Annotated in this window: 25 protein-coding genes and 1 other RNA gene; 12 read left to right on the forward strand and 14 right to left on the reverse strand. The window is 65.4% G+C overall.

Annotated elements, in window-relative coordinates; genetic code table 11:
* Window positions 1–15 precede the first annotated feature (15 nt).
* Window positions 16–1,245: an MFS transporter gene (locus AC1RQG_RS05190; protein ID WP_493128986.1), complete on the forward strand. Its 1,230-nt coding sequence runs from the start codon at window positions 16–18 to the stop codon at window positions 1,243–1,245.
* 30 nt (window positions 1,246–1,275) lie between these two features.
* Here the strand turns inward: AC1RQG_RS05190 and AC1RQG_RS05195 are convergent, their stop codons facing one another.
* The 4 genes from AC1RQG_RS05195 to AC1RQG_RS05210 all read right to left on the reverse strand — a co-directional run bounded on the left by AC1RQG_RS05195 (window position 1,276) and on the right by AC1RQG_RS05210 (window position 4,818).
* Window positions 1,276–1,845: a hypothetical protein gene (locus AC1RQG_RS05195; RefSeq protein ID WP_493128988.1), complete on the reverse strand. Its 570-nt coding sequence runs from the start codon at window positions 1,843–1,845 to the stop codon at window positions 1,276–1,278.
* Window positions 1,846–2,066: 221 nt separating this feature from the next.
* Window positions 2,067–3,713 carry a chaperonin GroEL gene (gene groL, locus AC1RQG_RS05200; RefSeq protein WP_493128990.1) on the reverse strand — a complete coding sequence of 549 codons (1,647 nt, stop codon included), beginning with the start codon at window positions 3,711–3,713 and terminating at the stop codon, window positions 2,067–2,069.
* Window positions 3,714–3,759: 46 nt separating this feature from the next.
* On the reverse strand, window positions 3,760–4,050 hold the full coding sequence (groES, locus tag AC1RQG_RS05205; protein WP_161015212.1) for a co-chaperone GroES: 291 nt from the start codon (window positions 4,048–4,050) through the stop codon (window positions 3,760–3,762).
* 231 nt (window positions 4,051–4,281) lie between these two features.
* A complete protein-coding gene (locus AC1RQG_RS05210; protein ID WP_493128993.1) occupies window positions 4,282–4,818 on the reverse strand; it encodes a carboxymuconolactone decarboxylase family protein in 537 nt (178 codons plus the stop codon).
* Between the two features lie 146 nt (window positions 4,819–4,964).
* Between AC1RQG_RS05210 and AC1RQG_RS05215 the strand changes: the two genes are divergently transcribed.
* The 6 genes from AC1RQG_RS05215 (at window position 4,965) to AC1RQG_RS05240 (ending at window position 8,143) form a co-directional block, all read left to right on the forward strand.
* Window positions 4,965–5,900 (forward strand): AraC family transcriptional regulator, encoded by a 936-nt coding sequence (locus AC1RQG_RS05215; protein WP_493128995.1) that lies wholly within the window; start codon window positions 4,965–4,967, stop codon window positions 5,898–5,900.
* Window positions 5,901–6,010: 110 nt separating this feature from the next.
* Window positions 6,011–6,262 carry a hypothetical protein gene (locus AC1RQG_RS05220; RefSeq protein WP_493128997.1) on the forward strand — a complete coding sequence of 84 codons (252 nt, stop codon included), beginning with the start codon at window positions 6,011–6,013 and terminating at the stop codon, window positions 6,260–6,262.
* A complete protein-coding gene (locus AC1RQG_RS05225; RefSeq protein ID WP_493128998.1) occupies window positions 6,259–6,570 on the forward strand; it encodes a cell division protein ZapA in 312 nt (103 codons plus the stop codon). The genes AC1RQG_RS05220 and AC1RQG_RS05225 overlap by 4 nt, the downstream gene beginning before the upstream one ends.
* A gap of 46 nt (window positions 6,571–6,616) precedes the next feature.
* Window positions 6,617–6,796: non-coding RNA, 6S RNA (ssrS, locus tag AC1RQG_RS05230), on the forward strand.
* A 76-nt stretch (window positions 6,797–6,872) separates the two neighbouring features.
* Entirely contained in the window at window positions 6,873–7,340 is a 468-nt protein-coding gene (locus tag AC1RQG_RS05235; RefSeq protein ID WP_493129000.1) for an EVE domain-containing protein, read from the forward strand.
* A complete protein-coding gene (locus AC1RQG_RS05240; protein ID WP_493129002.1) occupies window positions 7,340–8,143 on the forward strand; it encodes a sulfite exporter TauE/SafE family protein in 804 nt (267 codons plus the stop codon). The genes AC1RQG_RS05235 and AC1RQG_RS05240 overlap by 1 nt, the downstream gene beginning before the upstream one ends.
* Before the next feature lie 54 nt (window positions 8,144–8,197).
* On the opposite strand, the gene lgt is transcribed toward AC1RQG_RS05240, so the two are convergent.
* Window positions 8,198–9,058 carry a prolipoprotein diacylglyceryl transferase gene (lgt, locus tag AC1RQG_RS05245; RefSeq protein ID WP_493129004.1) on the reverse strand — a complete coding sequence of 287 codons (861 nt, stop codon included), beginning with the start codon at window positions 9,056–9,058 and terminating at the stop codon, window positions 8,198–8,200.
* Entirely contained in the window at window positions 9,052–9,954 is a 903-nt protein-coding gene (locus tag AC1RQG_RS05250; RefSeq protein WP_493129006.1) for a LysR family transcriptional regulator, read from the reverse strand. The genes lgt and AC1RQG_RS05250 overlap by 7 nt, the downstream gene beginning before the upstream one ends.
* Window positions 9,955–10,110: 156 nt before the next feature.
* Between AC1RQG_RS05250 and ilvD the strand changes: the two genes are divergently transcribed.
* Entirely contained in the window at window positions 10,111–11,973 is a 1,863-nt protein-coding gene (ilvD, locus tag AC1RQG_RS05255; RefSeq protein ID WP_493129008.1) for a dihydroxy-acid dehydratase, read from the forward strand.
* Window positions 11,974–12,105: 132 nt separating this feature from the next.
* Here ilvD and AC1RQG_RS05260 read toward each other — a convergent pair whose 3' ends face one another.
* Entirely contained in the window at window positions 12,106–12,333 is a 228-nt protein-coding gene (locus tag AC1RQG_RS05260; protein WP_493129010.1) for a TIGR04438 family Trp-rich protein, read from the reverse strand.
* Between the two features lie 167 nt (window positions 12,334–12,500).
* On the opposite strand from AC1RQG_RS05260, the gene AC1RQG_RS05265 reads away from it, so the two are divergent.
* Complete coding sequence (locus AC1RQG_RS05265; protein WP_493129012.1) at window positions 12,501–12,821, forward strand: c-type cytochrome; 321 nt, start codon at window positions 12,501–12,503, stop codon at window positions 12,819–12,821.
* 108 nt (window positions 12,822–12,929) lie between these two features.
* On the opposite strand, the gene AC1RQG_RS05270 is transcribed toward AC1RQG_RS05265, so the two are convergent.
* The 7 genes from AC1RQG_RS05270 to AC1RQG_RS05300 all read right to left on the reverse strand — a co-directional run bounded on the left by AC1RQG_RS05270 (window position 12,930) and on the right by AC1RQG_RS05300 (window position 19,863).
* Window positions 12,930–14,072 (reverse strand): branched-chain amino acid ABC transporter substrate-binding protein, encoded by a 1,143-nt coding sequence (locus tag AC1RQG_RS05270; protein WP_493129014.1) that lies wholly within the window; start codon window positions 14,070–14,072, stop codon window positions 12,930–12,932.
* Window positions 14,073–14,212: 140 nt separating this feature from the next.
* Window positions 14,213–14,593 carry a DUF2486 family protein gene (locus tag AC1RQG_RS05275; protein ID WP_493129016.1) on the reverse strand — a complete coding sequence of 127 codons (381 nt, stop codon included), beginning with the start codon at window positions 14,591–14,593 and terminating at the stop codon, window positions 14,213–14,215.
* The gene (locus tag AC1RQG_RS05280; RefSeq protein WP_493129018.1) at window positions 14,590–15,015 is read right to left on the reverse strand and encodes a DNA polymerase III subunit chi; all 426 of its coding nucleotides are present in this window, start codon (window positions 15,013–15,015) and stop codon (window positions 14,590–14,592) included. The genes AC1RQG_RS05275 and AC1RQG_RS05280 overlap by 4 nt, the downstream gene beginning before the upstream one ends.
* A gap of 45 nt (window positions 15,016–15,060) precedes the next feature.
* Window positions 15,061–15,729 carry a DUF4124 domain-containing protein gene (locus AC1RQG_RS05285; RefSeq protein ID WP_493129020.1) on the reverse strand — a complete coding sequence of 223 codons (669 nt, stop codon included), beginning with the start codon at window positions 15,727–15,729 and terminating at the stop codon, window positions 15,061–15,063.
* A gap of 31 nt (window positions 15,730–15,760) precedes the next feature.
* Window positions 15,761–17,845, reverse strand: a complete 2,085-nt coding sequence (locus tag AC1RQG_RS05290) for a M3 family metallopeptidase (RefSeq protein WP_493129022.1) — start codon at window positions 17,843–17,845, stop codon at window positions 15,761–15,763.
* 171 nt (window positions 17,846–18,016) lie between these two features.
* A complete protein-coding gene (gene folD / locus AC1RQG_RS05295) occupies window positions 18,017–18,862 on the reverse strand; it encodes a bifunctional methylenetetrahydrofolate dehydrogenase/methenyltetrahydrofolate cyclohydrolase FolD (RefSeq protein WP_493129024.1) in 846 nt (281 codons plus the stop codon).
* A 104-nt stretch (window positions 18,863–18,966) separates the two neighbouring features.
* Complete coding sequence (locus tag AC1RQG_RS05300) at window positions 18,967–19,863, reverse strand: TIGR02285 family protein (protein WP_493129026.1); 897 nt, start codon at window positions 19,861–19,863, stop codon at window positions 18,967–18,969.
* Window positions 19,864–20,457: 594 nt separating this feature from the next.
* Between AC1RQG_RS05300 and aceE the strand changes: the two genes are divergently transcribed.
* Genes aceE through lpdA form a run of 3 tightly spaced genes read left to right on the forward strand, consistent with a single transcriptional unit; the run spans window position 20,458 to window position 26,637 of the window.
* Window positions 20,458–23,154, forward strand: a complete 2,697-nt coding sequence (gene aceE / locus AC1RQG_RS05305; RefSeq protein ID WP_493129028.1) for a pyruvate dehydrogenase (acetyl-transferring), homodimeric type — start codon at window positions 20,458–20,460, stop codon at window positions 23,152–23,154.
* 21 nt (window positions 23,155–23,175) lie between these two features.
* Window positions 23,176–24,843, forward strand: coding sequence for a dihydrolipoyllysine-residue acetyltransferase (aceF, locus tag AC1RQG_RS05310; RefSeq protein WP_493129030.1), 1,668 nt, complete (start codon window positions 23,176–23,178; stop codon window positions 24,841–24,843).
* 12 nt (window positions 24,844–24,855) lie between these two features.
* The gene (lpdA, locus tag AC1RQG_RS05315; RefSeq protein ID WP_493129032.1) at window positions 24,856–26,637 is read left to right on the forward strand and encodes a dihydrolipoyl dehydrogenase; all 1,782 of its coding nucleotides are present in this window, start codon (window positions 24,856–24,858) and stop codon (window positions 26,635–26,637) included.
* The last annotated feature ends 119 nt before the right edge of the window (window positions 26,638–26,756 follow it).

Genomic DNA, 26,756 nt, shown 5'->3' on the forward strand with positions numbered 1-26,756 from the left:
TCTTCAAGGATAACAATGCCAACAATCTTGACTCCCGCGCGCGAGCGCAACGTGCTGTGGCTGCTCGCCCTCACGCAATTCACCGTCATCATGGACTACATGGTGATGATGCCGCTGGCGCCGCAGTTGATGCGCGCCTTCTCCATTTCGCCGGCGGCCGTGTCGGGCGCCGTCTCGGCCTATGCGTGGTGCGCCGGACTGTCCGGCCTGCTGGCGGCCACCTACATCGACCGCTTCGACCGCAAGCGCTTGCTGTTGACGGTGTTCCTGCTGTTCACGCTGTCCAACCTGGCGTGCGCGCTGGCGCCGGACTTCGCCACGCTGGTGTGGTCGCGCGCGTTCGCCGGCCTCACGGGCGGCGTGCTGGGCGCCATCGGCCAGGCCATCATCGGCGACCTGATTCCGGCGCAGCGGCGCGGCGCGGCCATGGGCATCGTGATGACCTCGTTCAGCATGGCGGCCGTGGCCGGCGTCCCCACCGGCATCATGCTGGCGGCCCACTTCGGCTGGGCCTCGCCGTTCTATCTGCTGGTGCTGCTGTCGCTGCTGGTGTGGATGGCCGGCTGGGTCGTGCTGCCGGCGTTGAGCGGACACCTGAGCCGCAAGACGCCGCTGGCCGAAGTGCTGCCCAACCTGATCGGGCTGTTCCGCGTGCCGCGCCATCTGCGCGCCTTCCTGCTGTCGGTGCTGAATATGATGGCGGGCATGCTGATCATTCCCTTCATCTCGCCCATGCTGGTGGGGAACCTCGGCATCGAGCCGGCCCAGATCACCTACGTCTACCTGGCCGGCGGTTGCGTCACGCTGTTCACGGCGCGCCTGATCGGGGTGTGGTCGGACCGGGCCGGCAAGCCGCAGGTGTACCGCTACGTGGCGCTGTTCTCGGCGCTGTGCTTCCTGTTCATGACGCACATGCCGCAGCTGCCGTTGCTGGCCGTGATGGCGTTCTTCCCGTTCTTCATGATGTCCGTGTCGGGCCGCAATATCCCGTTGCAGGCGTTGATGACGACGGTGCCGGAGCCGGCCAGCCGTGGCGCCTTCCTCAGTGTGAACTCGGCCTTGCAGCAACTGGGCAGCGGCCTGGGCGCCTTGCTGGGCGGGCTGACCTTGCAGACGGACAGCGCCGGCCATATCGCCGGTTACGGCATCAACGGCTGGCTCGCGGCCGGGATCACGGTGCTGACGGTGACGTGGGTGGGGCAGGTGAGCGGCGCCAGCCAGCCCGGCGCGCGGTCCGTCGCATGAACGGGCGCTCGGCGGCGGCATCGGCGCGCGTCAGCCGTCGATGCTGGTGCGCTTGCCGGGTTGTCTTTCCTTGCGCCAGCGCTCAAGGCTGAGCAGCTCGTCGTTGGCCAGGTCTTCCACCAGGATTTCATCGTCGCTGGTCGATAGCAGGAAACTCTCCCATCGCAGCGCCGCCTCGTCGCTGTTCTCCACGAAGCTGAATTGCCAATAAGTCTTGCCGCGCACCGTGCGCAGCGTGGGGTCGTATTCGATCAGCGCGCCGTGCGTCTTGCCGCCCGATTGCTTCTCCAGCAGGGCCGACCAGGCTTGCAGTTCCGGCAGCGCCATCAGGGCGGCGGCGGCTTGTTCCTTGCTACGGCTGGCGTGGGCGGGCGCGGCGGGTGCGGACGAGGCGCCCGGTGCGCTGGACGGCGCGGTGGCCGGCTGGCTGGCGACGGCGGCGGGCACCGTCGCGGAGGCCTTGGCCTGCATGTCGATCGCCGATGACGCGCCCGTCGAGGCCGAGAACACGGCGTAGGTGGTGCCGATGCCACCCGACAGTCCCCCCACGAGGGCGGCGACGATGGCGGTACGGCGGGGATTCGGGGGGGACGATGCCATGGACGGGGAGCGGGGGACGTGTCGGTGGAAAGCGGCCATACTAAAGCAAAGCCCGTCCGTGGGCAACGTGCCGGCTCAGGCCGGAAATTGGGGACGTAACACATTTGAAATTTATGTCACGTCCGCAATTTGCGGGCGGGCAAAAGAAAAGGCCAGCTTCCGGAGAAGCTGGCCTTTTTTGCAGCGGGCTGCGGTGCTCCCGGCGTGCCGGGAGCCGGCGATTACATCATGCCGTCCATGCCGCCCATGCCGCCCATGCCGCCCATGCCACCCATGCCGCCGGCTGGCTTGTCTTCGGCTACTTCAGCGACCATGCAGTCGGTGGTCAGCATCAGGCCGGCGATCGACGCGGCGTTCTGCAGTGCCGAGCGGGTCACTTTGGCTGGGTCCAGCACGCCCATTTCGACCATGTCGCCATAGGTGCCGTTGGCGGCGTTGTAGCCGTAGTTGCCTTTGCCAGCCAGCACGGCCGCGACGACCACCGATGCTTCTTCACCGGCGTTCTGCACGATCATGCGCAGTGGCTCTTCCATGGCGCGCAGCACGATCTTGATGCCGGCGTCCTGGTCGGCGTTGTCGCCTTTCACGTTCAGCGCAGCGCGGGCACGCAGCAGGGCCACGCCGCCGCCTGGCACGATGCCTTCTTCCACGGCAGCGCGGGTGGCGTGCAGGGCGTCTTCCACGCGGGCTTTCTTCTCTTTCATCTCGACTTCGGTGGCAGCGCCAACCTTGATCACGGCAACGCCGCCGGCCAGCTTGGCCACGCGCTCTTGCAGCTTCTCACGGTCGTAGTCCGAGGTCGCTTCTTCGATCTGCACGCGGATCTGCTTGACGCGGCCTTCGATGCCGGCAGCTTCGCCAGCGCCGTCGATGACGATGGTGTTTTCCTTGCCCACTTCGATGCGCTTGGCCTGGCCCAGTTCGGCCAGCGAGATTTTTTCCAGCGTCAGGCCGACTTCCTCAGCCACCACCTGGCCGCCGGTCAGGATGGCGATGTCTTCCAGCATGGCTTTGCGACGGTCGCCGAAGCCAGGCGCTTTCACGGCGCAGGTCTTCAGGATGCCGCGGATGTTGTTGACCACCAGGGTCGCCAGCGCTTCGCCTTCGATGTCTTCGGCGATGATCAGCAGCGGACGGCCGGCTTTAGCGACTTGTTCCAGTACCGGCAGCAGGTCGCGGATGTTGGAGATCTTCTTGTCGCACAGCAGAACGAACGGGTTCTCCAGGATGGCGACTTGCTTTTCCTGGTTGTTGATGAAGTACGGCGACAGGTAGCCGCGGTCGAACTGCATACCTTCCACGATGTCCAGCTCGTCGTTCAGCGACTTGCCGTCTTCCACGGTGATGACGCCTTCCTTGCCCACTTTTTCCATCGCTTCAGCGATGCGCTCGCCGATCGAGGAATCGGAGTTGGCCGAGATCGAACCGACCTGGGCGATTTCCTTGGTGGTGGTGCATGGACGGGCGATGGCGGCGATCTGCTCGACGGTGGCGGCCACGGCCTTGTCGATGCCGCGCTTCAGGTCCATCGGGTTCATGCCGGCGGCCACGAACTTCATGCCTTCGCGCACGATGGCCTGGGCCAGCACGGTGGCGGTGGTGGTGCCGTCGCCGGCGTTGTCGCTGGTGCGGGAAGCAACTTCCTTGACCATCTGCGCGCCCATGTTCTGCAGCTTGTCTTTCAGTTCGACTTCCTTGGCAACGGACACGCCGTCCTTGGTGACGGTGGGGGCGCCGAACGAGCGCTCCAGCACCACGTTGCGGCCTTTCGGGCCCAGGGTGACTTTGACTGCGTTGGCCAGGACGTTGACGCCTTCGACCATTTTGGCGCGCGCTGCGTCGCCGAAGATTACTTCTTTAGCTGCCATGTTGTTTTCTCCTGAATTTCGTGGAATTTGTTAAGGCGGTGACCAATTACTTGGTGACGATCGCCATGATGTCTTCTTCGCGCATGACCATCAGTTCCTGGCCGTCGATCTTGACGGTCTGGCCGGCGTATTTGCCGAACAGGACGCGGTCGCCGACTTTGACGTCCAGCGGACGCACTTTGCCGTCATCGAGAATCTTGCCATTGCCGACGGCCAGCACTTCGCCTTGGTCAGGTTTTTCAGCAGCCGCATCAGGGATGATCAGGCCGGATGCCGTTTTGGTTTCCTGGTCCAGGCGTTTGACGATGACGCGATCGTTCAAGGGGCGAAGGTTCATACAAAACTCCTATCAATGGGTTGTTGCCAAAAGAATCACAAAGACTGCTTCAGTCGATGAAACAGCGAAAATCGTTGTTAGCACTCCTTGCTAACGAGTGCCAATTATAGGGACGGTGGGGGGGTATTTCAAGACATACTTGTCAAACTGTTGGCCTCGGCGGGCGCCGGCCATTGCCCGGCCGCCTGCGCGAGGGCGGCGGCCGGGGGAGGGATCACGTCACGGCGCGCGTCAGGCGACGGCGGGGAAGTCGACCGTGGTGTCGTTGACGCGGTTGAACAGGTTGGTCAGCGTGATGGCGGCGATCGCCAGCGTGGTGTCGGCGATCTGCGCGTCCGTCACGCCGGCCGCCTTGACAGCCTCCACCGCCGCCGCCGGCACCGTGCCGCTGGTGCCGACCAGGGTGTGGACGAAGGCCGCCAGCGCATCGAGCCGCGCTTCGCCGCTGGCATCGCCGCTGCGCACGGCGCGCATGGTCGCCGGGCTCAGGCCGGCCTTGCCGCCCATCAGCGTGTGCGCGGCCACGCAATAGTCGCAACCCGCTTGCTGGCTGACGGCCAGCTTGATCACTTCGACTTCCTTGGCGCTGAGGGTGCTTTTGCGCAGCGCGCCGTCGAGGTTCAACGCCGCCTCCAGCGCCACCGGGCTGTTGTTGCCCAGCGCCAGATAGGCGTTGGGCACCTTGCCGATCGCGCCTTTGATGGCGGTAAACAGTTGGGCGGCAGCGCCGGTGGCGTTGGCGGCGGGTTGGGTGAACAGACGGTCCATGGTGATTCCTTTCAGTGGTTAAGAGAGTTGGCATGCGATGTCGATGCCATGGAGAGCAGTGTAGGCGTCGTCCGTGAGATTTTTAATGCTCGAAATGCGCTAGAATTTGCTCATTCGTCTCAACCGTCACCGTCCTCGTCACCGCCATGGATGCTCTCAGCCGCCTGCTCGCCGTCTATCCCCTGCGTACCGCCCTGGACGTGCGCTGCCATTTCGGCGCGCCGTGGGTGCTGGACCACCCGGCCGCCGGACCGGGCATCGCGCCTTACCACCTGATCGTGCGCGGCAGCGCGGCGCTCGATTGCGCCGCCGCAAACGGCGTGCCGTTGCAGGCCGGCGACATTGTGGTATTTCCGCACGGCGGCGCGCACCGCCTGTCGCTGGGGGAGGCGGGCGCCGCGTCGCCGCTGCACGTGCTGCCCGGCGAGCATCTGCTGCGCGAGGTGCGCAACGGCGGCGACGGCCCCGCCGCCGACATCCTGTGCGGCGAATTCCACTTCGATGCGGAAGCGGGCGGCGGCCGTGGCCTGCTGGCCGCCTTGCCGCCGCTGCTGGTTGTGCGCACCGCCGACCGGCCCGACGCGGCCAGCCTGCGCAGCCTGATGGCGATGCTGCAGTCGGAGGCGGAAATGCCGCGCGCCGGTTCGGGCGCGATCGTCGGTCAGCTGGCGTCGGCCCTGTTCGCGCTGCTGATCCGGGCCTGGATGGACCAGGCGCTGACGGTCCCCGGCCTGTTCGCGCTGCTGGCCGAGCGCCGGCTGCAGGCGGCCCTGCACGCCATGTTGGCGCAGCCGGAGAGGCCGTGGGATCTGGCGCAACTGGCGGCCCTGTGCCATGTGTCGCGCGCCACGTTCGCGCGCCTGTTCAGGCAGACGGCCGGCGCCACCCCGGCCGACGTGCTGGCCCAGTTGCGCATGGCGCAGGCGGCGCGGCTGCTGGACCAGGGCAAGCAGGCGACCGGCAGCGTCGCCGAAACGGTGGGCTACCAGTCCGAGGCCGCCTTCAACCGCGCCTTCAAGCGCCACCATGGCGTCGGCCCCGGCGCCTGGCGCAAGCGCGCGCAGGCCGCCGTCGCCCCTTGACGCGGCCCGCGCGTCCGTGCCTGTGCCATTCCTGTCTTGCCTCAAAAATATGCGTGTTCTCTGCCGTGTAGCGGTTGACGCGCCTTCGCAAGCCATCCTATAGTGACGGGATGATTTCAGAATTCCAAGAACTTTCCGACAAGATCGACCAGTTGGCCGAGATGACCGCGGCCTTGCGCCGCGAGAACGCCCAGTTGCGTCAGGCAAACGCCGCGCTGGTGGTGGAAAACATCGGTTATCAGAAGCGCCTGAGCGAGGCGCACAGCCGCGTCTCGGCCCTGCTCGAACAGATCCCCGCGCTCGACGGCGAAGCGGATGCGGAAGCCGACGGCGCCTTGCCTGACCAGGAGCAGAATCAATGAAGCAGCTGGACGTCACCATCATGGGCCAGCCCTACCGCCTGATGTGCAAGGCGGACGAGGAGCGCGCGCTGCGCGAGGCGGCCGCCTTCCTCGACAAGAAGATGTGCGCGATCCGCGACGCCGGCAAAGTCAAGGGCAACGACCGCATCGCCGTGATGGCGGCGCTGGCCGTGGCGGCCGAATTCCTGTCCGTGAAGGCGCCGCAGGGACCGTTGTCGGACTTGTCTATACTGGAAGTGCAGCAGAAGATCGCGGCCATGAATCAGGTGCTCGATAACGCGCTGACGCCACAAGAAACCCTGTTTTAGTGCGCGAAACGCCTTCCCCAAAACGGGCTGAGAGAGTAAACTCCGTGTCACCCTGCAGTGTTCGCGAATGCCATATATTCCTTGAACCATTTATGTGCATCGGTCGCGGGATTTTGTTTGGTGGGCGTGAGCGTCGCTAGTCCGACGAACCCGAAATTGAACTAACTGTGACCACCTTGAACCATCAGGTTCGGGATGCCGGCATAACGGCACAGGCGGGGCTTCATTCCAAAAGAGCGGTTGCGAGCATGATGAATGCGCAGCCGCTTTTTTACGTCCGTATGTTTTGAGAGGCGGTGCCCATGCAATACTGGTTGATGAAATCCGAACCGGACGAAGTCAGTATCGACGACGTGCTGGCCGCGCCCGCGCACACGGTGGCATGGTTCGGCGTACGCAACTACCAGGCGCGCAACTTCATGCGCGACGCCATGCGCCCCGGCGACGGTGTGCTGTTCTACCATTCGAGCTGCCCGCAGCCCGGCATCGCCGGCCTGGCCGAGGTGGTGGGCACGCCGTATCCGGACGCCACCCAGTTCGACGCGCACAGCAAATACCACGATCCCAAGGCCACGCCGGAGCAGCCGCGCTGGATCTCCATCGACGTGCGCGCGACGAGGAAGACGCGCTTGCTGCCGCTGGCCGAACTGCGCACCATCGCCGCGCTGGAGGACATGGTGCTGCTGCAGAAGGGTAGCCGGCTGTCCATCACGCCCGTCACCAAGGGCCAGTGGAACACCATCGTCAAGCTGCTGGACAAGGACGCCTGATGGACTGGACCCTGATCGCGGCCTTGCTGGCCATGGGCGCCTTCGGCGGCTTTTGCGCCGGCCTGCTGGGCATCGGCGGCGGCATGATCCTGGTGCCGTTCATCACCATGATCTTCAGCGCCAAGGGCTTCCCGCCCGAGGTGATCGTGCACATGGCGATCGCCACCTCATTGGGCACCATACTGTTTACATCGTTATCGTCGGTGCGCGCGCACCACTTGCACGGGGCCGTGCGCTGGCCGATCGCGGCACTGCTGGCACCTGGCATCCTGGTCGGGTCGTGGGTGGGGCCGTGGATAGGCAAGCAGTTGCCGTCGCCCACGCTGGCGCTGGTGTTCGCCGTTTTCATTTCGTTCTCGGCCACGCAGATGCTGTTGAACCGGAAGCCGGCGGCCGGCCGCGAGTTGCCGGGCAGGGCGGGCATGTTCGCGGCCGGCGGCGTGATCGGCGTGCTGGCCGGCCTGCTGGGCGCGGGCGGCGGCTTCATCTCGGTGCCGTTCATGAGCTGGTGCAACGTGAAGATCCACAACGCCGTGGCCACCAGCGCCGCGCTGGGTTTTCCCATTGCGCTGGCGGGCACGCTGTCGAATATTTATTTCGGCTGGAATGTGGCGGGACTGCCGCAGTATTCGCTGGGCTTCATCTACCTGCCCGCGCTGGGGGTGATCGTGACGTCCAGCGTGCTGCTGGCGCCGGTCGGCGCGCGCACGGCGCACCGGCTGCCGGTACAGTCGCTGAAGAAAATGTTCGCGGTGGTGCTGTATTGCCTGGCCGCGTACATGCTGTGGAAGGCGCTGCGCTAGGGCCTCACCACAGGGTCGGACCCCAGGGGCTGACCCTTTTGTCCTTTTGGCAGGTCAGGCCGGCTTGGTGGCGGGCGGCACGCCCATCACCACATTGCGCTTGTAGGACCACGCCAGCAGGATCAAGGCGCCGACGATCATCGGCAGCGACAGCATCTGGCCCGACGTGATGGGGATGCCGCCCCAGTTCACCTCCCAGTCCGGCGTGCGGAAATACTCGGTGAAGAAGCGCGCGCAGCCATACAGCAGCGTGTACATGGCGCCCACGGCCAGCCGCGGCCGCGCCTTGCGCGCGTACAGCCACAGGATGACGAACACGAGGATGCCGTCGATCAGCATCTGGTACAGCGGCGACGGATGGCGCAGGCCTTGCAGGAACACGGGGTTGGGCAGCAGCGGGTAGCTGGTGTCCGGCCACAGCATGGCCCATGGCAGCGACGGGTCGCTGACCACGCGGCCCGGCAGTTCGGCGTTGATGAAGTTGCCGAGCCGGCCGGCCGCGTAACCGAGCGGCACCATCGGCGCGATGAAGTCGTACACGTCCATCAGGTTGCGGCCGGCCTTGCGCGACCACAGCCACATGGCCACCATCACGCCGAGGAAGCCGCCGTGGAACGACATGCCGCCGTGCCACACCTCGACGATCTCGATCGGGTTGGCGAAGAAGAAGGCGGGCCGGTAGAACAGCACTTCACCGAGGCGGCCGCCCAGCACCACGCCCAGCATGCCATAGAACAGCATGTCGTCCAGGTCCTGGTTCTTCCAGCCCAGCGCGGCGATGTGCGGCTGCTTGATGCGCACGCGGCCCAGGCCGATGAACATGGCGAACGCCAGCACGTACATCAGGCCATACCAGTGGACGGCGATCGGGCCCAGATGAACGGCGACCGGATCGGGCATAGGGTGTATCAGCATGGTGTGTTCTTTCGTAGTAAATCCAAAAAGCCTTGCAGCACGGGCGTCACGTGGTCGCGGCGCCAGGCCAGTCCCGTTTCGACCAGCGGCGTGGGGTCGCGCAGCGAGCGGTATTCTACCCCGGGCCGCATCAGGTTAGACACCGATTGCGGCACCAGCGCCAGCCCCATGCCGGCCGAGACGAGGCTGACGATGGTCTGCATCTGGATCGCCTGCTGGCCGATCTCGGGCGTGATGCCGGCCGCGCCGAACACGGCCAGCACGGCGTCGTACAGCGCGGGCGCGATGGCGCGCGGGAAGATGATCAGCGGCAGCGGCGGCAGGTCGGCCAGCGCCACGGGACCGGGCGTGCTGAGCGCGTCCAGCCCGGCCGGCGCGGCCAGGATCAGCGGCTCGTTCAGCACCGGCAGGTAGTCGAGCTCGGCGCGGCTCTTGTCGGGCAGCGGCGGGATCAAGAGGCCGGCGTCGATGCGCGCGTGCAGCAGGTCGTCCAGCTGCAGGTCGGAGGTCGCCTCCTGCAGGTTGATCTGCACCTGCGGATAGGCGGCCCGGTAGGCGCGCAGGAACGGCGGCAGCACGCTGTAGTCGGCCGACGACACGAAGGCCAGCGACAGCCGCCCGACCTCGCCGGCGGCGGCCCGCTGCACCAGCTGCGGCAGCTCCTGCGCCTGGGCCAGCATACGGCGCGCCTCGGGCAGCAGGGCGGCGCCGGCCGCCGTCAGCGTCACGCCGCGCCGGTTGCGCTCGAACAGCGCGGCGCCCAGCAATTCCTCCAGCGCCTGGATGGTTTGCGACAGCGGCGGCTGGGTCATGTGCAGGCGCAGCGCCGCCTTGCCGAAGTGCAGTTCCTCGGCCACGGTGACGAAATAGCGTAATTGCCGCAATTCCAGGTTCATTGATATGGGTTTCTATTCGTTTTGAAAGTTTCGATATGTTTTGCGACTCACAGACGGGTAAATCATATATTTGACAGGGCCACCCGCGCAAGGCACCCTGATGGTATTACGCTGGGCTTAGATAGCCCTTAGCTTTTCACTCTGGAGACCGACATCATGCCGCAATACCGCTCACGCACCACCACCCACGGACGCAACATGGCAGGCGCGCGCGCCCTGTGGCGCGCCACGGGCATGAAGGATGGCGACTTCGACAAGCCGATCGTGGCCGTCGTCAACTCGTTCACCCAGTTCGTGCCCGGCCACGTGCACCTGAAGGACCTGGGCCAGCTGGTGGCGCGCGAGATCGAAGCGGCCGGCGGCGTGGCCAAGGAATTCAACACCATCGCCGTGGACGACGGCATCGCCATGGGCCACGGCGGCATGCTGTACTCGCTGCCCTCGCGCGACCTGATCGCCGACTCGGTCGAATACATGGTCAACGCCCACTGCGCCGACGCCATGGTCTGCATCTCCAACTGCGACAAGATCACCCCCGGCATGCTGATGGCCGCCATGCGCCTGAACATCCCCGTGGTGTTCATCTCCGGCGGTCCGATGGAGGCCGGCAAGGTGCTGAAGGTGGTGGACGGCGCGCAGAAGATCATCAAGCTGGACCTGGTGGACGCCATGATCAAGGCCGGCGACGACACCGTCAGCGACGCCGACGTGGCCGAGATCGAACGTTCGGCCTGCCCCACCTGCGGCTCGTGCTCGGGCATGTTCACGGCCAACTCGATGAACTGCCTGACCGAGGCGCTGGGCCTGTCCCTGCCCGGCAACGGCACCATCGTCGCCACCCACAGCGACCGCAAGGAACTGTTCCTGCGCGCCGGCCGCCTGGTCGTCGAGCTGGCCAAGCGCTACTACGAGCAGGACGACGCCTCGGTGCTGCCGCGCTCGATCGCCACCAAGGCCGCGTTCGAGAACGCGATGGCGCTCGACGTCTCCATGGGCGGCTCCACCAACACCGTGCTGCACCTGCTGGCCGCCGCGCACGAGGCGGGCGTGGCGTTCGACATGGCCGACATCGACCGCATCTCGCGCAAGGTGCCCTGCCTGTGCAAGGTGGCGCCGATGACCGACAAGTTCCACATCGAGGACGTGCACCGCGCCGGCGGCATCGTTTCCATCCTCGGCGAACTGGCCCGCGCCGGCTTGCTCGACACCTCGCTGCCGACCATCCACGCGCCGACCATGGCCGACTCCATCGCGCGCAACGACATCAAGGTCAGCGCCGACCCGGCCGTGCAGCAGCTGTTCCGCGCCGCGCCCGGCGGCGTGCCGACCCAGGTCGCGTTCTCGCAATCGGAGCGTTATGCGTCGCTGGACACCGACCGCGCCACCGGCTGCATCCGCGACAAGGCGCACGCCTACTCGCAGGACGGCGGCCTGGCCGTGTTGTACGGTAACCTGGCGGAAAACGGCTGCATCGTGAAGACGGCCGGCGTGGACGAAAGCATCCTGAAATTCAGCGGCAAGGCGCGCGTGTTCGAAAGCCAGGACGCGGCCGTGGAAGGCATCCTGGGCGACACCGTGCATGAAGGCGACGTGGTCATCATCCGCTACGAAGGTCCGAAAGGCGGCCCCGGCATGCAGGAGATGCTGTACCCGACCTCGTACATCAAATCCAAGGGTCTGGGCAAGGCCTGCGCGCTGCTGACGGACGGCCGCTTCTCGGGCGGCTCGTCGGGCCTGGTGATCGGCCACGCCTCGCCGGAAGCGGCCGAAGGCGGCGCCATCGGCCTGGTGGAGGAGGGCGACATGATCGACATCGACATTCCGAACCGCACGATCAGCCTGCGCATCAGCGACGCCGACCTGGCCGCGCGCCGCGCCGCCATGGAAGCCAAGGGCGACCAGGCCTGGCAGCCGGTCAACCGCGACCGCTACGTCTCGCAGGCGCTGCAGGCCTACGCCGCGCTGACCACCTCGGCCGATCGCGGCGCCGTGCGCGACCTGTCGCAGCTCAAGCGCTGATTCACGACGGTGCCAGGGCCGAATGCAGCTAAGTTCAGGCCCGGAACCTAAATACCGTCATTCCGGCTTTCGCGGGAATGACGGTTTTCTAGCCGGGGCATAACTCAGCGGCACTAGTGGCAGTGCCCGCCATCACTTCTTTTTCTTATCGAAGCTTTGCTTGACGCGCGCCTTGCGGCGCTGTTCGTCGACGTCGTGCGCCTTGCGCTTGTCCAGGCCCAGCATCGGCTCCAGGAATTCGAACCAGATGAAGGCGAACACCATCACGCCGACGATCCACCACCACGACAATTGGGCGAAACGCCAGACTTCAAAATAACGCAGCCCGACCAGGGCGACGATCAGCAATATCAGTGGCATGGCAACTCCTCGTATTACATCATCTTACAAAGAAATGGGCTTTACAGGGGGCAATTTTCGTCCGAACGTCAACGGCAAACGAATGGACGGCGTTGTATTCTCGTTCGCTGCCGTGCGCTGGCGCAAAACACGGTAGAATTGCCGCTGGTTTTACTATGGAGATGACGATGAAACGCACTTTGATGATGGTTGGTATGGTTGCAGTGTCGGCTTTCGCTTCGCAAGCTGCGATGGCGGACGCGGGGTTGGATTTGGCCAAATCGAAAAACTGCCTGGCTTGCCACGCGGTGAGCAGCAAGCTGGTGGGTCCGGCTTACAAGGATGTGGCCGCGAAATACGCTGGTCAAAAGGATGCTGAAGCCAAGCTGGTACAAAAAGTCATGAAGGGCGGTTCCGGCACCTGGGGCGCGATCCCGATGCCAGCCAATCCACAGGTGACCGAGGCGGAAGCCCACACCCTGGTGAAGTGGGTGCTGGCGCAGAAGTAATCCGCCCGGATCCAAAAAACGAACGCGCCGGTGACGGCGCGTTTTTTTTGTCCCCTCGACAAGCGGGGCCGGGCCCATGGCCCGGCCGTGAGTGCTTACTTACATGATTTACTTGACCACTTCCATCTTGGTCTTCTTGCCGCCCTTGTAGGTGAACAGGGTCAGCGCGCCATCCTTGATGTCGCCATGCGGATCGAAGGTGATCAGGCCCGTCACGCCCTGGTATTTGACCTTGGCCAGGTAGGGCAGGTATTTGGCCGGCTCGGCCGACTTGGCGTCCTGCATCGCGGTGGCCATGGTCATCACGGCGTCGTACACGTAGGGCGCGTACAGTTGCACGTCCATATTGTATTTTTGCTTGTAGCGGGCGCGGAAGTCGTCCATGCCTTTCTGCTGGTCGGCCGTCACGCCGCCCGCTTCGGCGCAGGTGACCTGGCCTTCGCCGATGCCGTCGCCCGCCAGGCGCGGCAGCGCCTCGGTGCACACGCCGTCGCCGGCCATGAACTTGGCCTTGATGCCCAGCGCCTTCATCTGGCGCAGCATGGGGCCGCCCACCGAATCCATGCCGCCGAAGAACACCAGGTCCGGGTTCTTGGCCTTGATGCTGGTCAGGATGGCGTTGAAGTCGGTGGCGTTGGCGTTGGTGAATTCCTTGCCGACGATCTGCACGCCCGGCAGCGCCTTCTTGGCGCCCTTGACGAATTCCTCGGCCACGCCCTGGCCGTAGGCCGTGCGGTCGTCGATGATGGCGATCTTCTTGGCGTTCAGCTTCTGCACCGCGTAGGCGCCCAGCGTGCCGCCCAGCTTGTTGTCGTTGGCGACCACGCGGAAGGCCGTGTTGAAGTTCTGCTTGGTGTACTGCGGCGTGGTGGCGGCCGGCGAAATCTGCGGGATGCCGGCGTCATAGTAGATCTTGGAGGCGGGCACGGTGGTGCCCGAGTTCAGGTGGCCGATCACGCCATTGACCTTGGCATCGACCAGTTTCTGCGCCACGGCCGTGCCCTGTTTCGGATCGGCGCCGTCATCTTCCGGCACCAGCACCCATTTCACGGCTTTGCCGTTGATCTTGGCGCCTTTGGCGTTCAAGTCGTCGATCGCCATCTTGGCCGCGTTCTCGTTGTCCTTGCCCAGGTGGGCGGAGGCGCCCGACACGGGGCCCACGTGGCCGATCTTGACCACTTCTTGCGCGCCGGCGCTGCCTGCGAACGCGAGGGCGATGGCGAGTGGGATGAACTTAGTCTTGAACAGCATAAACATTCTCCAATGAATAGATCACGGCGGCGCCCCGGCCAGGCCGGGAGGAAATTTGTACAAGGGCAAAAGGTACAACAAATTATCGCGTTCGCAAAGGACGATTTGTTGTCGGCGGGACCGGGCGTCTGACCCCTGGATTATTTGCGGGCCTGCAGGTGCGTGAGCTCCTGGCTCACGGCGCGGGCCACGATCTTTTCTATCGTGCCCTGCAGGCCGCTGCGGATTTCGCTGGTCAGGTCGCGCAGCGCGTGGCTCAGCACCTCGGCCATGCTGTCCTTGATGCGTTGTTCCAGCACGAAATCGACCCGGCTTTGCAGTTGCTGCACGATGCGGGTGGCCAGGCGCTGTTCCAGCATGTCCCACTCGTCGTCGCTGAAGCCGGCCAGCGCGCGCGCTTCCAGCTGGCCGTCCTCGTCGGCGTGCGGAACGGGCGCGCTGTGCGCGGCCGGCGCGGGGTCGTCGCGCAATACTTCGGTCAGGACGGGGATGCTGGCGTCAAACGGATGGGCTGGAGTCATGACTTGTTGGCGACAAAGTGGGTCAGGGGATGGCTTTGCCGCTTGTAGGCGGCATAGCGCTGGCGGCCGGCGGCGGCGTCGGCCTCGTCGGCGGACACGACTTCGATCACGCGCTGGAAGCCGTCCACGCCGGCCGGGATGCGGCGCGACAGGTTCACCAGCAGCTCGTGGTGCGGCAGTTCAGCGTCGTCGCTGTCGGTCAGGACGATGGGGGTGGCGGCGGCCAGCGCATCGCCGGCGGGCACGTGCGGCAGGAAGTCGGTGGCGGAAAACGTCCACATCATGCCGTCAAGTTCGGTCAGCTGCGCCGCATCCTCGGTCATCAGAACGATGCGGTGGCCGGCCGTGTAAGCCTTGCGGGCCAGCCGGCAGGCGTAGGCCAGCTTGTCGGGAACGTTGGTGTGGAAGTCGATGCGGGTCATAGTCGGGTGGTCGGGGAGCCGGAACTCGATTGTATAGGCGCCATGTTAAAACTGAAAATCAGGCGTTGCATTGAGCGGTGGCAATTTCTTCAGCCTGGCCGCTTCCTCGGCGGCCGCCCTGGCCGCGGCGGCGGCCTGTTCCGCGGCACCGGGCTGGGGCGGCGGCGCGGCCGGCACGGGGGCGGGCTGGCGGTAGTCGGGCGGCAGCACATTGTCCACCGGATAGCCGGCGTCGCTGAGCAGCACATCCCAGCTGTTCTGCTCGTAGCCGATCTGCTTGCGGCGTCCCACCAGCAACAGCGGCAACTGGCCGTTGCTGCCCGCTTGTTTCAGGGCAGCGTGGTCTTCCACCGTGTTGACGGTCTTTTCCGTGTACGGGATGCCGCGCGCCCGCAACATGGCGCGGGCCTGGTCGCAGACGTCGCACGGGCTGGTGCTGAACAAGGTGACGGGGCGGTAGCGCATCGCCTCGGCCAGCTGCGGCGGCAGCTCCGCCTGCGGGCCGGATGAGAAGGACTTGATCTCCACCCGGGTGTGGGCCGGCGCGCCCGGTGGCGGCGGCGCGTCGCTGTAGTGGGTGACGCCGTTGCCGTCGACCCACTTGAACATCTGCGCGGCGGCGGGGCCGGCCCAGAGCGACAACGACAAGGCCAGCATCGCCGCCAGCGGGGCGGCCCGGTGCTGGATGCGGGATACGGCTGGCGTGCTGGTCATGGTGCGCTCCTCGTGGTTGCCGCCGTGGGTGTCAGGCCGCCATGCCGCTGTGGCGCAGCAGCGCGTCGATGCTCGGTTCGCGGCCACGGAAGGCCGTGAACGATTCCAGCGCCGGGCGCGAGCCGCCCACGGCCAGGATCTCTTGCTGGAAACGCTTGCCGGTCTCGGAGGTGAGGTCGGCGCCGCCCAGCGCCTTGGCTTCCTCGAAGGCGGCGTAGGCGTCGGCCGACAGCACCTCGGCCCACTTGTAGCTGTAGTAGCCGGCCGCGTAGCCACCGGCGAAGATGTGGCCGAACGAATTCTGGAAGCGGTTGAACGCGGGCGGGATGATGACGGCGAACTGGCGCCGCACGTCGTCGATCAGCTGCTGCACGGATTGGGTGCCGTTCGGGTCGTAGTCGAAGTGCAGGTGCATGTCGAGCAGCGAGAACTCCACCTGGCGCAGCGTCTGCAGGCCGGACTGGAAGTTCTTGGCGGCCAGCATCTTGTCGTACAGCGCGCGCGGCAGCGGCGCGCCCGTCTGCGCGTGGGCCGTCATATGTTCGAGCACCTCCCATTCCCAGCAGAAGTTCTCCATGAACTGGGACGGCAGTTCCACCGCGTCCCACTCCACGCCGGAGATGCCGGACACGCCGATCTCGTCCACCAGCGTCAGCATGTGGTGCAGCCCGTGGCCGAACTCGTGGAACAGGGTGATCACCTCATCGTGCGTGAACAGCGAAGGCTGGGCCTTGCCGTCCACCACGGCCGGCTCGGTGAAGTTGCAGGTCAGGTAGGCCACCGGCGTCTGCACGGCGCCGCCGCTGTCGATGCGGCGGCCGCGCGCGTCGTCCATCCACGCGCCGCCGCTCTTGCCGGCGCGCGCGTACAGGTCGAGGTAGAACTGGCCGACCAGCTTGCCATGGCGCTCGATGCGGAAGAAGCGCACGTCCTTGTGCCAGGTGGTGGCCGTGTCCGGCAGGATGGTGACGGTGAACAGGTTCTGCACCAGGCGGAACAGGCCGTCGATCACCTTGTGCTCGGGGAAGTACTGCTTCACTTCCTGGGCCGAGAACGCGTAGCGGCGCTCCTGCAGTTTTTCCGACGCGTACGGCAAGTCCCAGGCGGCCAGCTCGGCCAGGCCCAGCTCGTCCTTGGCGAACTGGCGCAGCTCGGCCAGGTCCTGTTCCGCGAACGGACGTGCGCGCTTGGCCAGGTCTTCGAGGAAGGCGATCACCTGTTCCGGGCTTTGCGCCATCTTCGGCACCAGCGACACTTCGGCGAAGTTGCGGTAGCCGAGCAACTTGGCTTCCTCGTCGCGCAGCTTGAGCAGGGTGACGATGTTGGCCGTGTTGTCCCACTTGTCGCGCTCGCTGAACATGGTGCCCTCGGCCGAGGCCTTGGTGGCGTTGGCGCGGTAGACCGTCTCGCGCAGCTCGCGCTTGTCGGCGAATTGCAGGATCGGGAAGTAGGACGGGAAGTGTAGCGAGAATGCGTAGCCGGCTTTGCCTTCCTTCTCGGCGGCGGCGCGGGCGGCCTGCTTGACGTCGTCCGGCACGCCGGACAGGTCGGCCTCGTCGGCCACCAGCAGCTTGTAGTCGTTGGTGGCGTCGAGCACATTCTCGGAGAAGCGGGTGGAGACGGCCGCGTGTTCTTCCTGGATCGCGGCGAAACGTTCCTTCTGCTCGGCCGGCAGTTCGGCGCCGCCCATGCGGAAGTCGCGCACGGCGTTGTCGATGATGCGCTGGCGGGCCGGCGCCAGCGATGCGAATTCGGCGCTGGCGCGCAGCGCCTTGTACTTGCCGAACAGCGCCTCGTTCTGGGCCAGCGCGGTCCAGAACTCGGTCACCTTGGGCTGGTTCTCGTTGTAGGTGGCGCGCAGCTCGGGCGTGTCGACCACGTTGTTGAGGTGGCTGACGATGCCCCACGCGCGGCCCAGCAGTTCGGTGGCGTTCTCCAGCGGCGCCACGAAGCCGTCCCAGCTCACGGCGCCCGCGTCCGCCTCCAGTTGCGCCACCACGGCGCGGCTGCGTTCGAGCAGCGTGTCGATGGCGGGCGTGACGTGCTCGGGCTTGATCGCGTCGAAGCGGGGCAGGCCGCTAAAGTCCAGCAGGGGATTGAGGGCGTCGGTGGTCATGGCGGTTCCAGTGTGGTGGTTCGGTGTCGTCCCCGCCGGTGGCGGGGCTCCATACCGGGCGTGTCGCCACGCGCCTTGCAGACTGGTGGCACGCCGGGTATGGGTTCCCGCCTGCGCGGGAACGACGTACTGCTGACCGGGGCGTCCGGCGGGCGCCCCGGGCTGTTTTTCTTACAGGCGCTCGGCCGCTTCCACCGTGTTCATCAGCAGCATGGTGATGGTCATCGGACCCACGCCACCGGGCACCGGCGTGATGTGCGAGGCCACTTCCTTGACGCCGGCGAAATCGACATCGCCGCACAGCTTGCCCGCGTCGTCGCGGTTCATGCCCACGTCGATCACGATGGCGCCCGGCTTGACCATGTCGGCCGTCAGCGTGTTGCGGCGGCCCACGGCGGCCACCACCACGTCGGCCTGACGGGTATGCACGCCCAGATCCGGCGTCGCGCTATGGCAGATGGTGACGGTGGCGTTGGCTTGCAAGAGCAGCAGGCCCATCGGCTTGCCCACCGTGTTGCTGCGGCCGATCACGACCGCGTGCTTGCCGCGCAGGTCGACGCCGGTCGATTCGATCAGCTTCATGCAGCCGTAGGGCGTGCAGGGGCGGAAACCTTCGAGGCCCGTCATCAGTTCGCCGGCGCTGAGCACGGAATAGCCGTCCACGTCCTTGGTGGTGGAGATCGCCTCGATCACCTTGTGCGGGTTGATGTGCTTGGGCAGCGGCATTTGCACCAGGATGCCGTGGATGGCGGGATCGGCGTTGAGCTTGGCGATGCGGGCCAGCAGGGCCGCCTCGGACAGGTCGGCGTCGTACTTTTCCAGCACCGAGTGGAAGCCCACGTCGCCGCAAGCCTTGACCTTGTTGCGCACGTAGACCTGGCTGGCCGGGTCTTCGCCGACCAGGATCACGGCCAGGCCGGGCTGCTTGCCCTTGGCGGTCAGCGCGGCGGCGCGCGCGGCGATTTCACCACGCAGTTTTTGGGAGAGGGCGATTCCGTCGATCAGTTGTGCAGGCATGATTTTGGCAGTTGGAGGGAAAAACACGATTATAAAGCCGGGCGGGGGTGGGCGACGAGTCTCGCAGGCCTGGCCGGCCATCGGCGCCGGTTCCGGCGCGGTTGTCAGGGATTGAATGGGTGGTTCCTGGCCCGGTTCCTGTAGAACTGCTCGAACCTGGCGGCATAGTGGGACCGGGTGCCGGGATTGAGCCATTGTTCGAACTGGTCGCGGTAGTGCGCGTCCTGGGCGAGCTGGCTGACGATGCGGTCTATCCGCTCTATCATCTTGTGCCCCCACAAGGTACGCGGGCAGGCAAAACTGCCGATCAGGGGCGTATTGGCGATATCGATGGGGCGTGTCGTCAGGGTGTCGAGCGCGGCCGCGTCCTTGGTCTGGTAGGACAGGATAAAATCGTAATCGAGCGTGTAGTCGGCCCGCCCCGCCGCGATCATCTTGAACAGATTGGCGCCAAGCACCTTGGTGCTGCTGAAAGTGAGATTGTCGCCATGCCGGCTGCCGGCCAGGGCGGCATCGAGTTCCGTGCCGTAGGCGCGTCCGGAGACCAGGATGCCGTTGATGTCGTGCCGGGCCAGCAGGGCGGCGAACTGCACTTCCCCGTTCGCGTTCATCGGCACCTTGTCGAGGCGGTCCTTGCGGACAACTAGCTGGATCGGCGGCAGCATGAAAACGTCACTGAGGTAGGCTTGCCTGGCCCGTTGCGGCGTATGCAAGGCGCTCGTATAGCAGGCCTCGGTGCCGGCATCAATCGAAGTCCAGATGCGGCTGGTGTTGGCGACCCAGAAGCGATGGTCCATCTTCTCCGGCCAGGCGGCGATGACACCGCGCAATACCTGATCCACCGCGCCGCTGCCAGGCGCGCCATTCTCCGGACTGGAGTAGGGCGGGAAGTCGGTCAGCCACCAGCTCATGCCCTCGGCGCTGACTCTACCGCAGAGCAGGCCAAACACCAGGCTGCATAGCATCGCTTTTTGGCGGCATCGAGTTTTCATCGGCGACATGTCATGAACGCGGGTGGGGGGGCGTCTTTTATTGTAATGCGAGAAAGATAGTCCGGTTGGAGGAATTTGATGCTGTCGGATGTGCGACGCAGGCCGCGCGCACGGACTGCACGCGCTCATTCTGCGTGGCCATGATGGCTTGGCGTAGCCCCTTGAGGCGTACGCCAGCGCGTTATATGGTAGTGGATGCTCAAGCCGTGAGCCGACCGGTGTCGCCGCTTCTTCCGGCCGATTGCGCGCAAATCTCCTGTAATTTCCATTGGTGAAATAAGACAGTCTGGCAGTCCTAGTCCTCGCCGCCATGTCTGTCAAGTGCTGCCTATACAACTTGCGATTTCGTGCTTCTTCCTTTAGCGACGGGCATTCTTGCCGCATTTCCGGCGATCTTCGCGCGCGCGTGCATGCTGCGATGCAGCACCCATCGTGACGAAAAACGACACAGCATTCCACATTATAAAAACTCATATCGCAATTTGAAAAAGCGTGGAAGTGCTGTTAGAATCTACCCACTAAATTGTCGTATTGGTAAATAATCAGCGTAGTACGTCCGCCGGCGATCCCTGGATCAAGGCATTCACACAGGAGACTTCATACATGTCAGCTCAACTTGACCAGGTAACGGCGCTCACCGCCATCGACCCTGATTCGCAAGAAACGAAAGAATGGCTTGATGCACTGGAAGCCGTGCTCGAGCAAGAGGGGCCGGACCGCGCGCACTACCTGATGGAGCGTCTGGTGGACCTGGCGCGCCGCCGCGGCGCCCAAATCCCGTTCTCCAGCAACACGGCCTATGTGAACACCATCCCGCAACACCAGGAAGCGCACTGCCCGGGCAACCTGGAACTGGAAGAGCGCCTGCGCTCGTTCATGCGCTGGAACGCGATGGCGATGGTGGTCAAGGCCAACCGCGCCGACGGCGACCTGGGCGGCCACCTGTCGAGCTTCGCCTCGCTGGCCAACATGCTGGGCATCGGCTTCAACCACTTCTGGAAAGCCCCCAGCGACACCCACGGCGGCGACCTGCTGTACATCCAGGGCCACTCCTCGCCCGGCATCTACGCGCGCGCCTTCCTCGAAGGCCGCCTGACGGAAGAACAACTGCTGAACTTCCGCCGCGAAGTGGACGGCAAGGGCCTGTCGTCGTATCCGCACCCGAAACTGATGCCGAAATTCTGGCAGTTCCCGACCGTGTCCATGGGCCTGGGCCCGCTGATGGCGATCTACCAGGCGCGCTTCCTGAAGTACCTGCACGCGCGCTCGATCGCCGACACGGCCGAGCGTAAGGTGTGGGCCTTCTGCGGCGACGGCGAGATGGATGAACCGGAATCGATGGGCGCCATCGGCATGGCCGCGCGCGAACAGCTGGACAACCTGGTCATCGTGGTCAACTGCAACCTGCAGCGTCTGGACGGTCCGGTGCGCGGCAACGGCAAGATCATCCAGGAACTGGAAGCGGACTTCCGCGGCGCCGGCTGGAACGTGGTCAAGGTCATCTGGGGTCCGGGCTGGGACGAGCTGCTGGCGCGCGACAAGGATGGCATCCTGCAGCGCGTGATGATGGAAACCGTGGACGGCGAATACCAGAACTACAAGGCCAAGGACGGCGCCTTCGTGCGCAAGCACTTCTTCGGCAAGCATCCGAAGCTGCTGGAGATGGTCGCCAACATGACCGACGACGACATCTGGCGCCTGACCCGTGGCGGCCACGATCCGCACAAGATCTACGCCGCCTTCAAGGTCGCGCAGGAACACAAGGGCCAGCCGACCGTGATCCTGGTGAAGACCGTCAAGGGCTTCGGCATGGGCAAGTCGGGCGAGGCGCGCAACACGGCGCACCAGACCAAGAAGCTGGACGACGCGGCGATCCGCGAGATGCGCGACCGCTTCGCGCTGCCGATCCCGGACGACAAGCTGGCCGAGATCCCGTTCTTCAAGCCGGCCGAGGATTCGCCGGAAATGAAATACCTGCACGAGCGCCGCGCCGCGCTGGGCGGCTACCTGCCGCAGCGCCGCGAGAAGGCCGAGGAATCGTTGCCCGTGCCCGCGCTGTCGAACTTCCAGAACGTGCTCGACGCGACCGCGGAAGGCCGTGAGATCTCGACCACGCAAGCCTACGTGCGCATCATCACCGCGCTGCTGAAAGACCCCAACCTGGGCAAGCGCGTGGTGCCTATCCTGGTCGACGAATCGCGCACCTTCGGCATGGAAGGCCTGTTCCGTCAGATCGGTATCTTCAACCAGCAGGGCCAGTTGTACGAGCCGGTCGACAAGGACCAGGTGATGTACTACCGCGAGGACAAGGCCGGCCAGATCCTGCAGGAAGGCATCAACGAGGCGGGCGGCATGAGCTCGTGGATCGCGGCGGCCACGTCGTACTCGACCAACAACCGCGTGATGGTGCCGTTCTACACCTTCTACTCGATGTTCGGCATGCAGCGTATCGGCGACCTGGCCTGGGCGGCCGGCGACATGCGCGCACGCGGCTTCCTGATGGCCGGTACGGCCGGCCGCACCACGCTGAACGGCGAAGGTCTGCAGCACGAGGATGGCCACAGCCACATCATCGCGGCCACCATCCCGAACTGCGTGCCTTACGATCCGACCTTCGCGCATGAGGTGGCGGTCATCATCCAGGACGGCCTGCGCCGCATGGTGGCGGAACAGGAAGACGTGTTCTACTACATCACCATCATGAACGAGAACTACCCGCACCCGGGCCTGAAGGCCGGCCAGGAAGCGGGCATCCTGAAGGGCATGTACCTGCTGCAGGAAGGCGACAAGTCGGCCAAGCTGCGCGTGCAGCTGGTCGGCTCGGGCACCATCCTGCGCGAATCGATGTTCGCCGCCGAACTGCTGAAGAACGACTGGAACATCGCCGCCGACGTGTGGTCCGCCCCGTCGCTGACGCTGGTGGCCCGCGAAGGCCAGGATTGCGAGCGCTGGAACCTGGTCAACCCGGGCAAGGAGCAGCGCGTGCCGTACGCCACGCAATGCCTGCAGGGCACCGAAGGCCCGATCATCGCCACCACCGACTACATGCGCGCCTTCGCGGAACAGATCCGCGCCTTCGTGCCGAAGAACCGCACCTACCGCGTGCTGGGCACGGACGGTTTCGGCCGCTCCGACAGCCGCGCCAAGCTGCGCGAGTTCTTCGAGGTGAACCGTTACTACATCACGGTCGCCGCGCTCAAGTCGCTGAGCGAAGAAGGCAAGATCGACGTGTCCGTGGTGGAGCAGGCGATCGCCAAGTACGGCATCGACGCCAACAAGCCAAATCCGGTGACCCAATAAACAGAATACGGAGCAAACGCTATGAGCATTGTGGAAGTTAAAGTCCCGGACATCGGTGATTTCAAGGAAGTGGAAGTCATCGAACTGATGGTCAAGGTTGGCGATACGATCAAGGTGGATCAGTCGCTGATCACCGTGGAATCGGACAAGGCCAGCATGGAGATCCCGTCCAGCCAGGCTGGCGTGGTCAAGGAGATCAAGGTCAAGGTGGGCGACAAGGTGGCTGAGGGTTCGCTGCTGTTGCTGGTGGAGGCCGACGGCGCCGCCGCTGGTGCTGGCACCGCCGGCACGCAGCCTGCCGCCGCCGCACCGGCACCGGCCGCCGCAGCCGCCCCCGCCGCAGCAGCGCCCGCGCCAGCCGCCGCGCCAGCGGCTTCGGCCGGCCCGGTCGAAGTGAAGGTGCCGGACATCGGCGACTTCAAGGAAGTGGAAGTGATCGAGGTGATGGTCAAGGTCGGCGACACGGTCAAGGTGGACCAGTCGCTGATCACCGTGGAATCGGACAAGGCCAGCATGGAGATCCCGTCCAGCCACGCCGGCGTGGTCAAGGAAATCAAGGTCAAGGTGGGCGACAAGGTCGCTGAAGGCTCGCTGGTGCTGGTGGTCGAGGCCACCGGCGGCGCCGCGCCGGCCGCCGCCGCCGCACCTGCCGCCGCGGCTCCCGCAGCCGCCAGCGCGCCTGCCGCGCCTGCGGCCGCCGCCGCTGCCGCCGCGCCTGCCGCATCGGCCGGCTCGGTGGTCACGGGCAAGCTGTCGCACGCTTCGCCGTCGATCCGCAAGTTCGCCCGCGAACTGGGCGTGGACCTGGGCCTGGTGCCCGGCACCGGCCCCAAAGGCCGCATCACCCAGCTCGACGTGCAAGGCTACGTCAAGGGTGTGATGGCGGGCACCGTGGCCGCGCCGGCCGGCGCCGCCAAGCCTGCGGGCGGCGGCACCGGCGTCGGTCTGGACCTGCTGCCATGGCCATCGCTGGACTTCAGCAAGTTCGGCGCCACCGAACTGCTGCCGCTGTCGCGCATCAAGAAGATCAGCGGTCCTAACCTGCACCGCAACTGGGTGATGATCCCGCACGTGACGCAGTTCGACGAAGCCGACGTGACCGACCTGGAAGCGTTCCGCGTCGAGTCCAACGCCGCCAACGCCAAGAACAAGGACGCCGCCAAGCTGACCATGCTGGCGTTCGTGATCAAGGCGTCCGTCGCCGCGCTGAAGAAATTCCCGGCATTTAACGCCTCGCTGGACGAGAAGGGCGAGAACCTGATCCTCAAGCAGTACTACAACATCGGCTTCGCGGCCGACACGCCGAACGGCCTGGTGGTCCCCGTGATCAAGGACGCCGACAAGAAGGGCGTGGCGCAGATCGCCAGGGAAATGGGCGAACTGTCCGCGCAGGCGCGCGAGGGCAAGCTCAAGCCGACCGACATGCAGGGCGCCAGCTTCACCATCTCGTCGCTGGGCGGCATCGGTGGTACGCACTTCACGCCTATCGTGAACGCGCCGGAAGTGGCGATCCTGGGCCTGTCGAAGGCCTCGATCAAGCCGGTGTGGGATGGCAAGGCCTTCCAGCCGCGCCTGATGATGGGTACCTCGCTGTCCTACGATCACCGCGTGATCGACGGCGCCATGGGTGCGCGCTTCGCCGTGTACCTGGGCGAAGTGCTGGCCGACATGCGCAAAATTCTGCTGTAAGGGGAACGATCTATGAGCACAGTGGAAGTGAAAGTACCGAACATCGGCGACTTCAAGGACGTGGAAGTGATCGAGGTGATGGTCAAGGTGGGCGATACCATCAAGGTCGACCAGTCGTTGGCGACGGTGGAGTCGGACAAGGCCAGCATGGAGATCCCCTCGACCCACGCCGGCGTGGTCAAGGAACTCAAGGTCAAGGCGGGCGACAAGGTCAATGAGGGCAGCCTGCTGCTGATCGTGGAAGCGAGCGGCGCTGCCGCCGCCCCGGCGGCAACGGCGCCGGCTCCGGCCGCGGCCGCACCGGCCCCGGCGCCCGCACCGAGCGCCACCCCGGCCGTGGCGCCGATCGGCGGCAGCTACACCGGCGCCGTCGACATCGACTGCGACATGATGGTGCTGGGCGGCGGTCCTGGCGGCTACTCGGCCGCCTTCCGCGCGGCCGACCTGGGCCTGAACACGGTCATCGTCGAGCGTTACGAAACGTTGGGCGGCGTGTGCCTGAACGTCGGTTGCATCCCGTCGAAGGCGCTGCTGCACGTGGCCTCCGTGATCGACGAGACGGCCCACATGGCCAAGACCGGCGTCACCTTCGCCAAGCCGAGCATCGACATCGACCAGGTGCGCGCGTACAAGGAAGGCGTGATCAAGAACATGACCGGCGGCCTGGCCGGCATGGCCAAGGCCCGCAAGACGCAGGTCGTGGTCGGCGTTGGCCAGTTCCTGAGCGCGAACCATATCGAAGTGACCGCCAAGGATGGCAGCAAGAAGGTGGTGCAGTTCAAGCAGGCCATCATCGCCGCCGGCTCGTCGGTGGTGAAGCTGCCGTTCGTGCCGGAAGACCCGCGCATCGTCGATTCGACCGGCGCGCTGGAACTGCGCCAGATCCCGAAACGCATGCTGGTCATCGGCGGCGGCATCATCGGCCTGGAGATGGCGACCGTCTACTCGACGTTTGGCGCGCGCATCGACGTGGTCGAAATGATGGACGGCCTGATGCAGGGCGCCGACCGCGACGCGGTCAAGGTCTGGCAGAAGTACAACGAGGCGCGCTTCGACAACATCATGACCAAGACCAAGACGGTCGCGGTGGAAGCGCTGCCGGAAGGGATCAAAGTCACCTTCGAGGCCGCCGAGGCAGGCGCCACGGCGCCGGCGCCGCAGCTGTACGATCTGGTGCTGGTGGCCGTGGGCCGCAGCCCGAACGGCAAAAAGATCGCCGCCGACAAGGCCGGCGTGGTGGTGACCGATCGCGGCTTCATCCCGGTCGACAGCCAGATGCGCACCAACGTGCCGAACATCTTCGCCATCGGCGACCTGGTGGGCCAGCCCATGCTGGCACACAAGGCGGTGCATGAGGCGCACGTGGCTGCCGAAGCGGCCGTGGGTCAGAAGTCGCACTTCGACGTCAAGGTCATTCCATCGGTGGCCTACACCGATCCGGAAGTGGCGTGGGCCGGCATCACGGAGGACGAGGCCAAGGCCAAGGGCATCAAGGTCGAGAAGGGCCACTTCCCTTGGGCCGCGAGCGGCCGCGCCGTGGCCAATGGCCGCGCCGAAGGCTTCACCAAGCTGCTGTTCGACGCCGAGACGCACCGCATCATCGGCGGCACCATGGTCGGCACGCACGCCGGCGACATGATCGGCGAGATCGCGCTGGCCATCGAGATGGGTTGCGACGGCACCGACATCGGCAAGACCATCCACCCGCACCCGACGCTGGGCGAGTCGATCGGCATGGCCGCCGAGGTGTACGAAGGCAGCTGCACCGACCTCCCGCCGCCGCGCAAGCGCTAATCACGCCGCGTCGCCTGCAACCGGGGTCAGGTCATGAAGTCATGCAAGTTGCGTGATTTCATGACCTGACCCCGGTTTTTTTATGCGACTGCGTATTGCTACTGACGACAGGCCGGCGG

Source organism: Rugamonas sp. GW822-FHT03B10, from assembly GCF_058801745.1.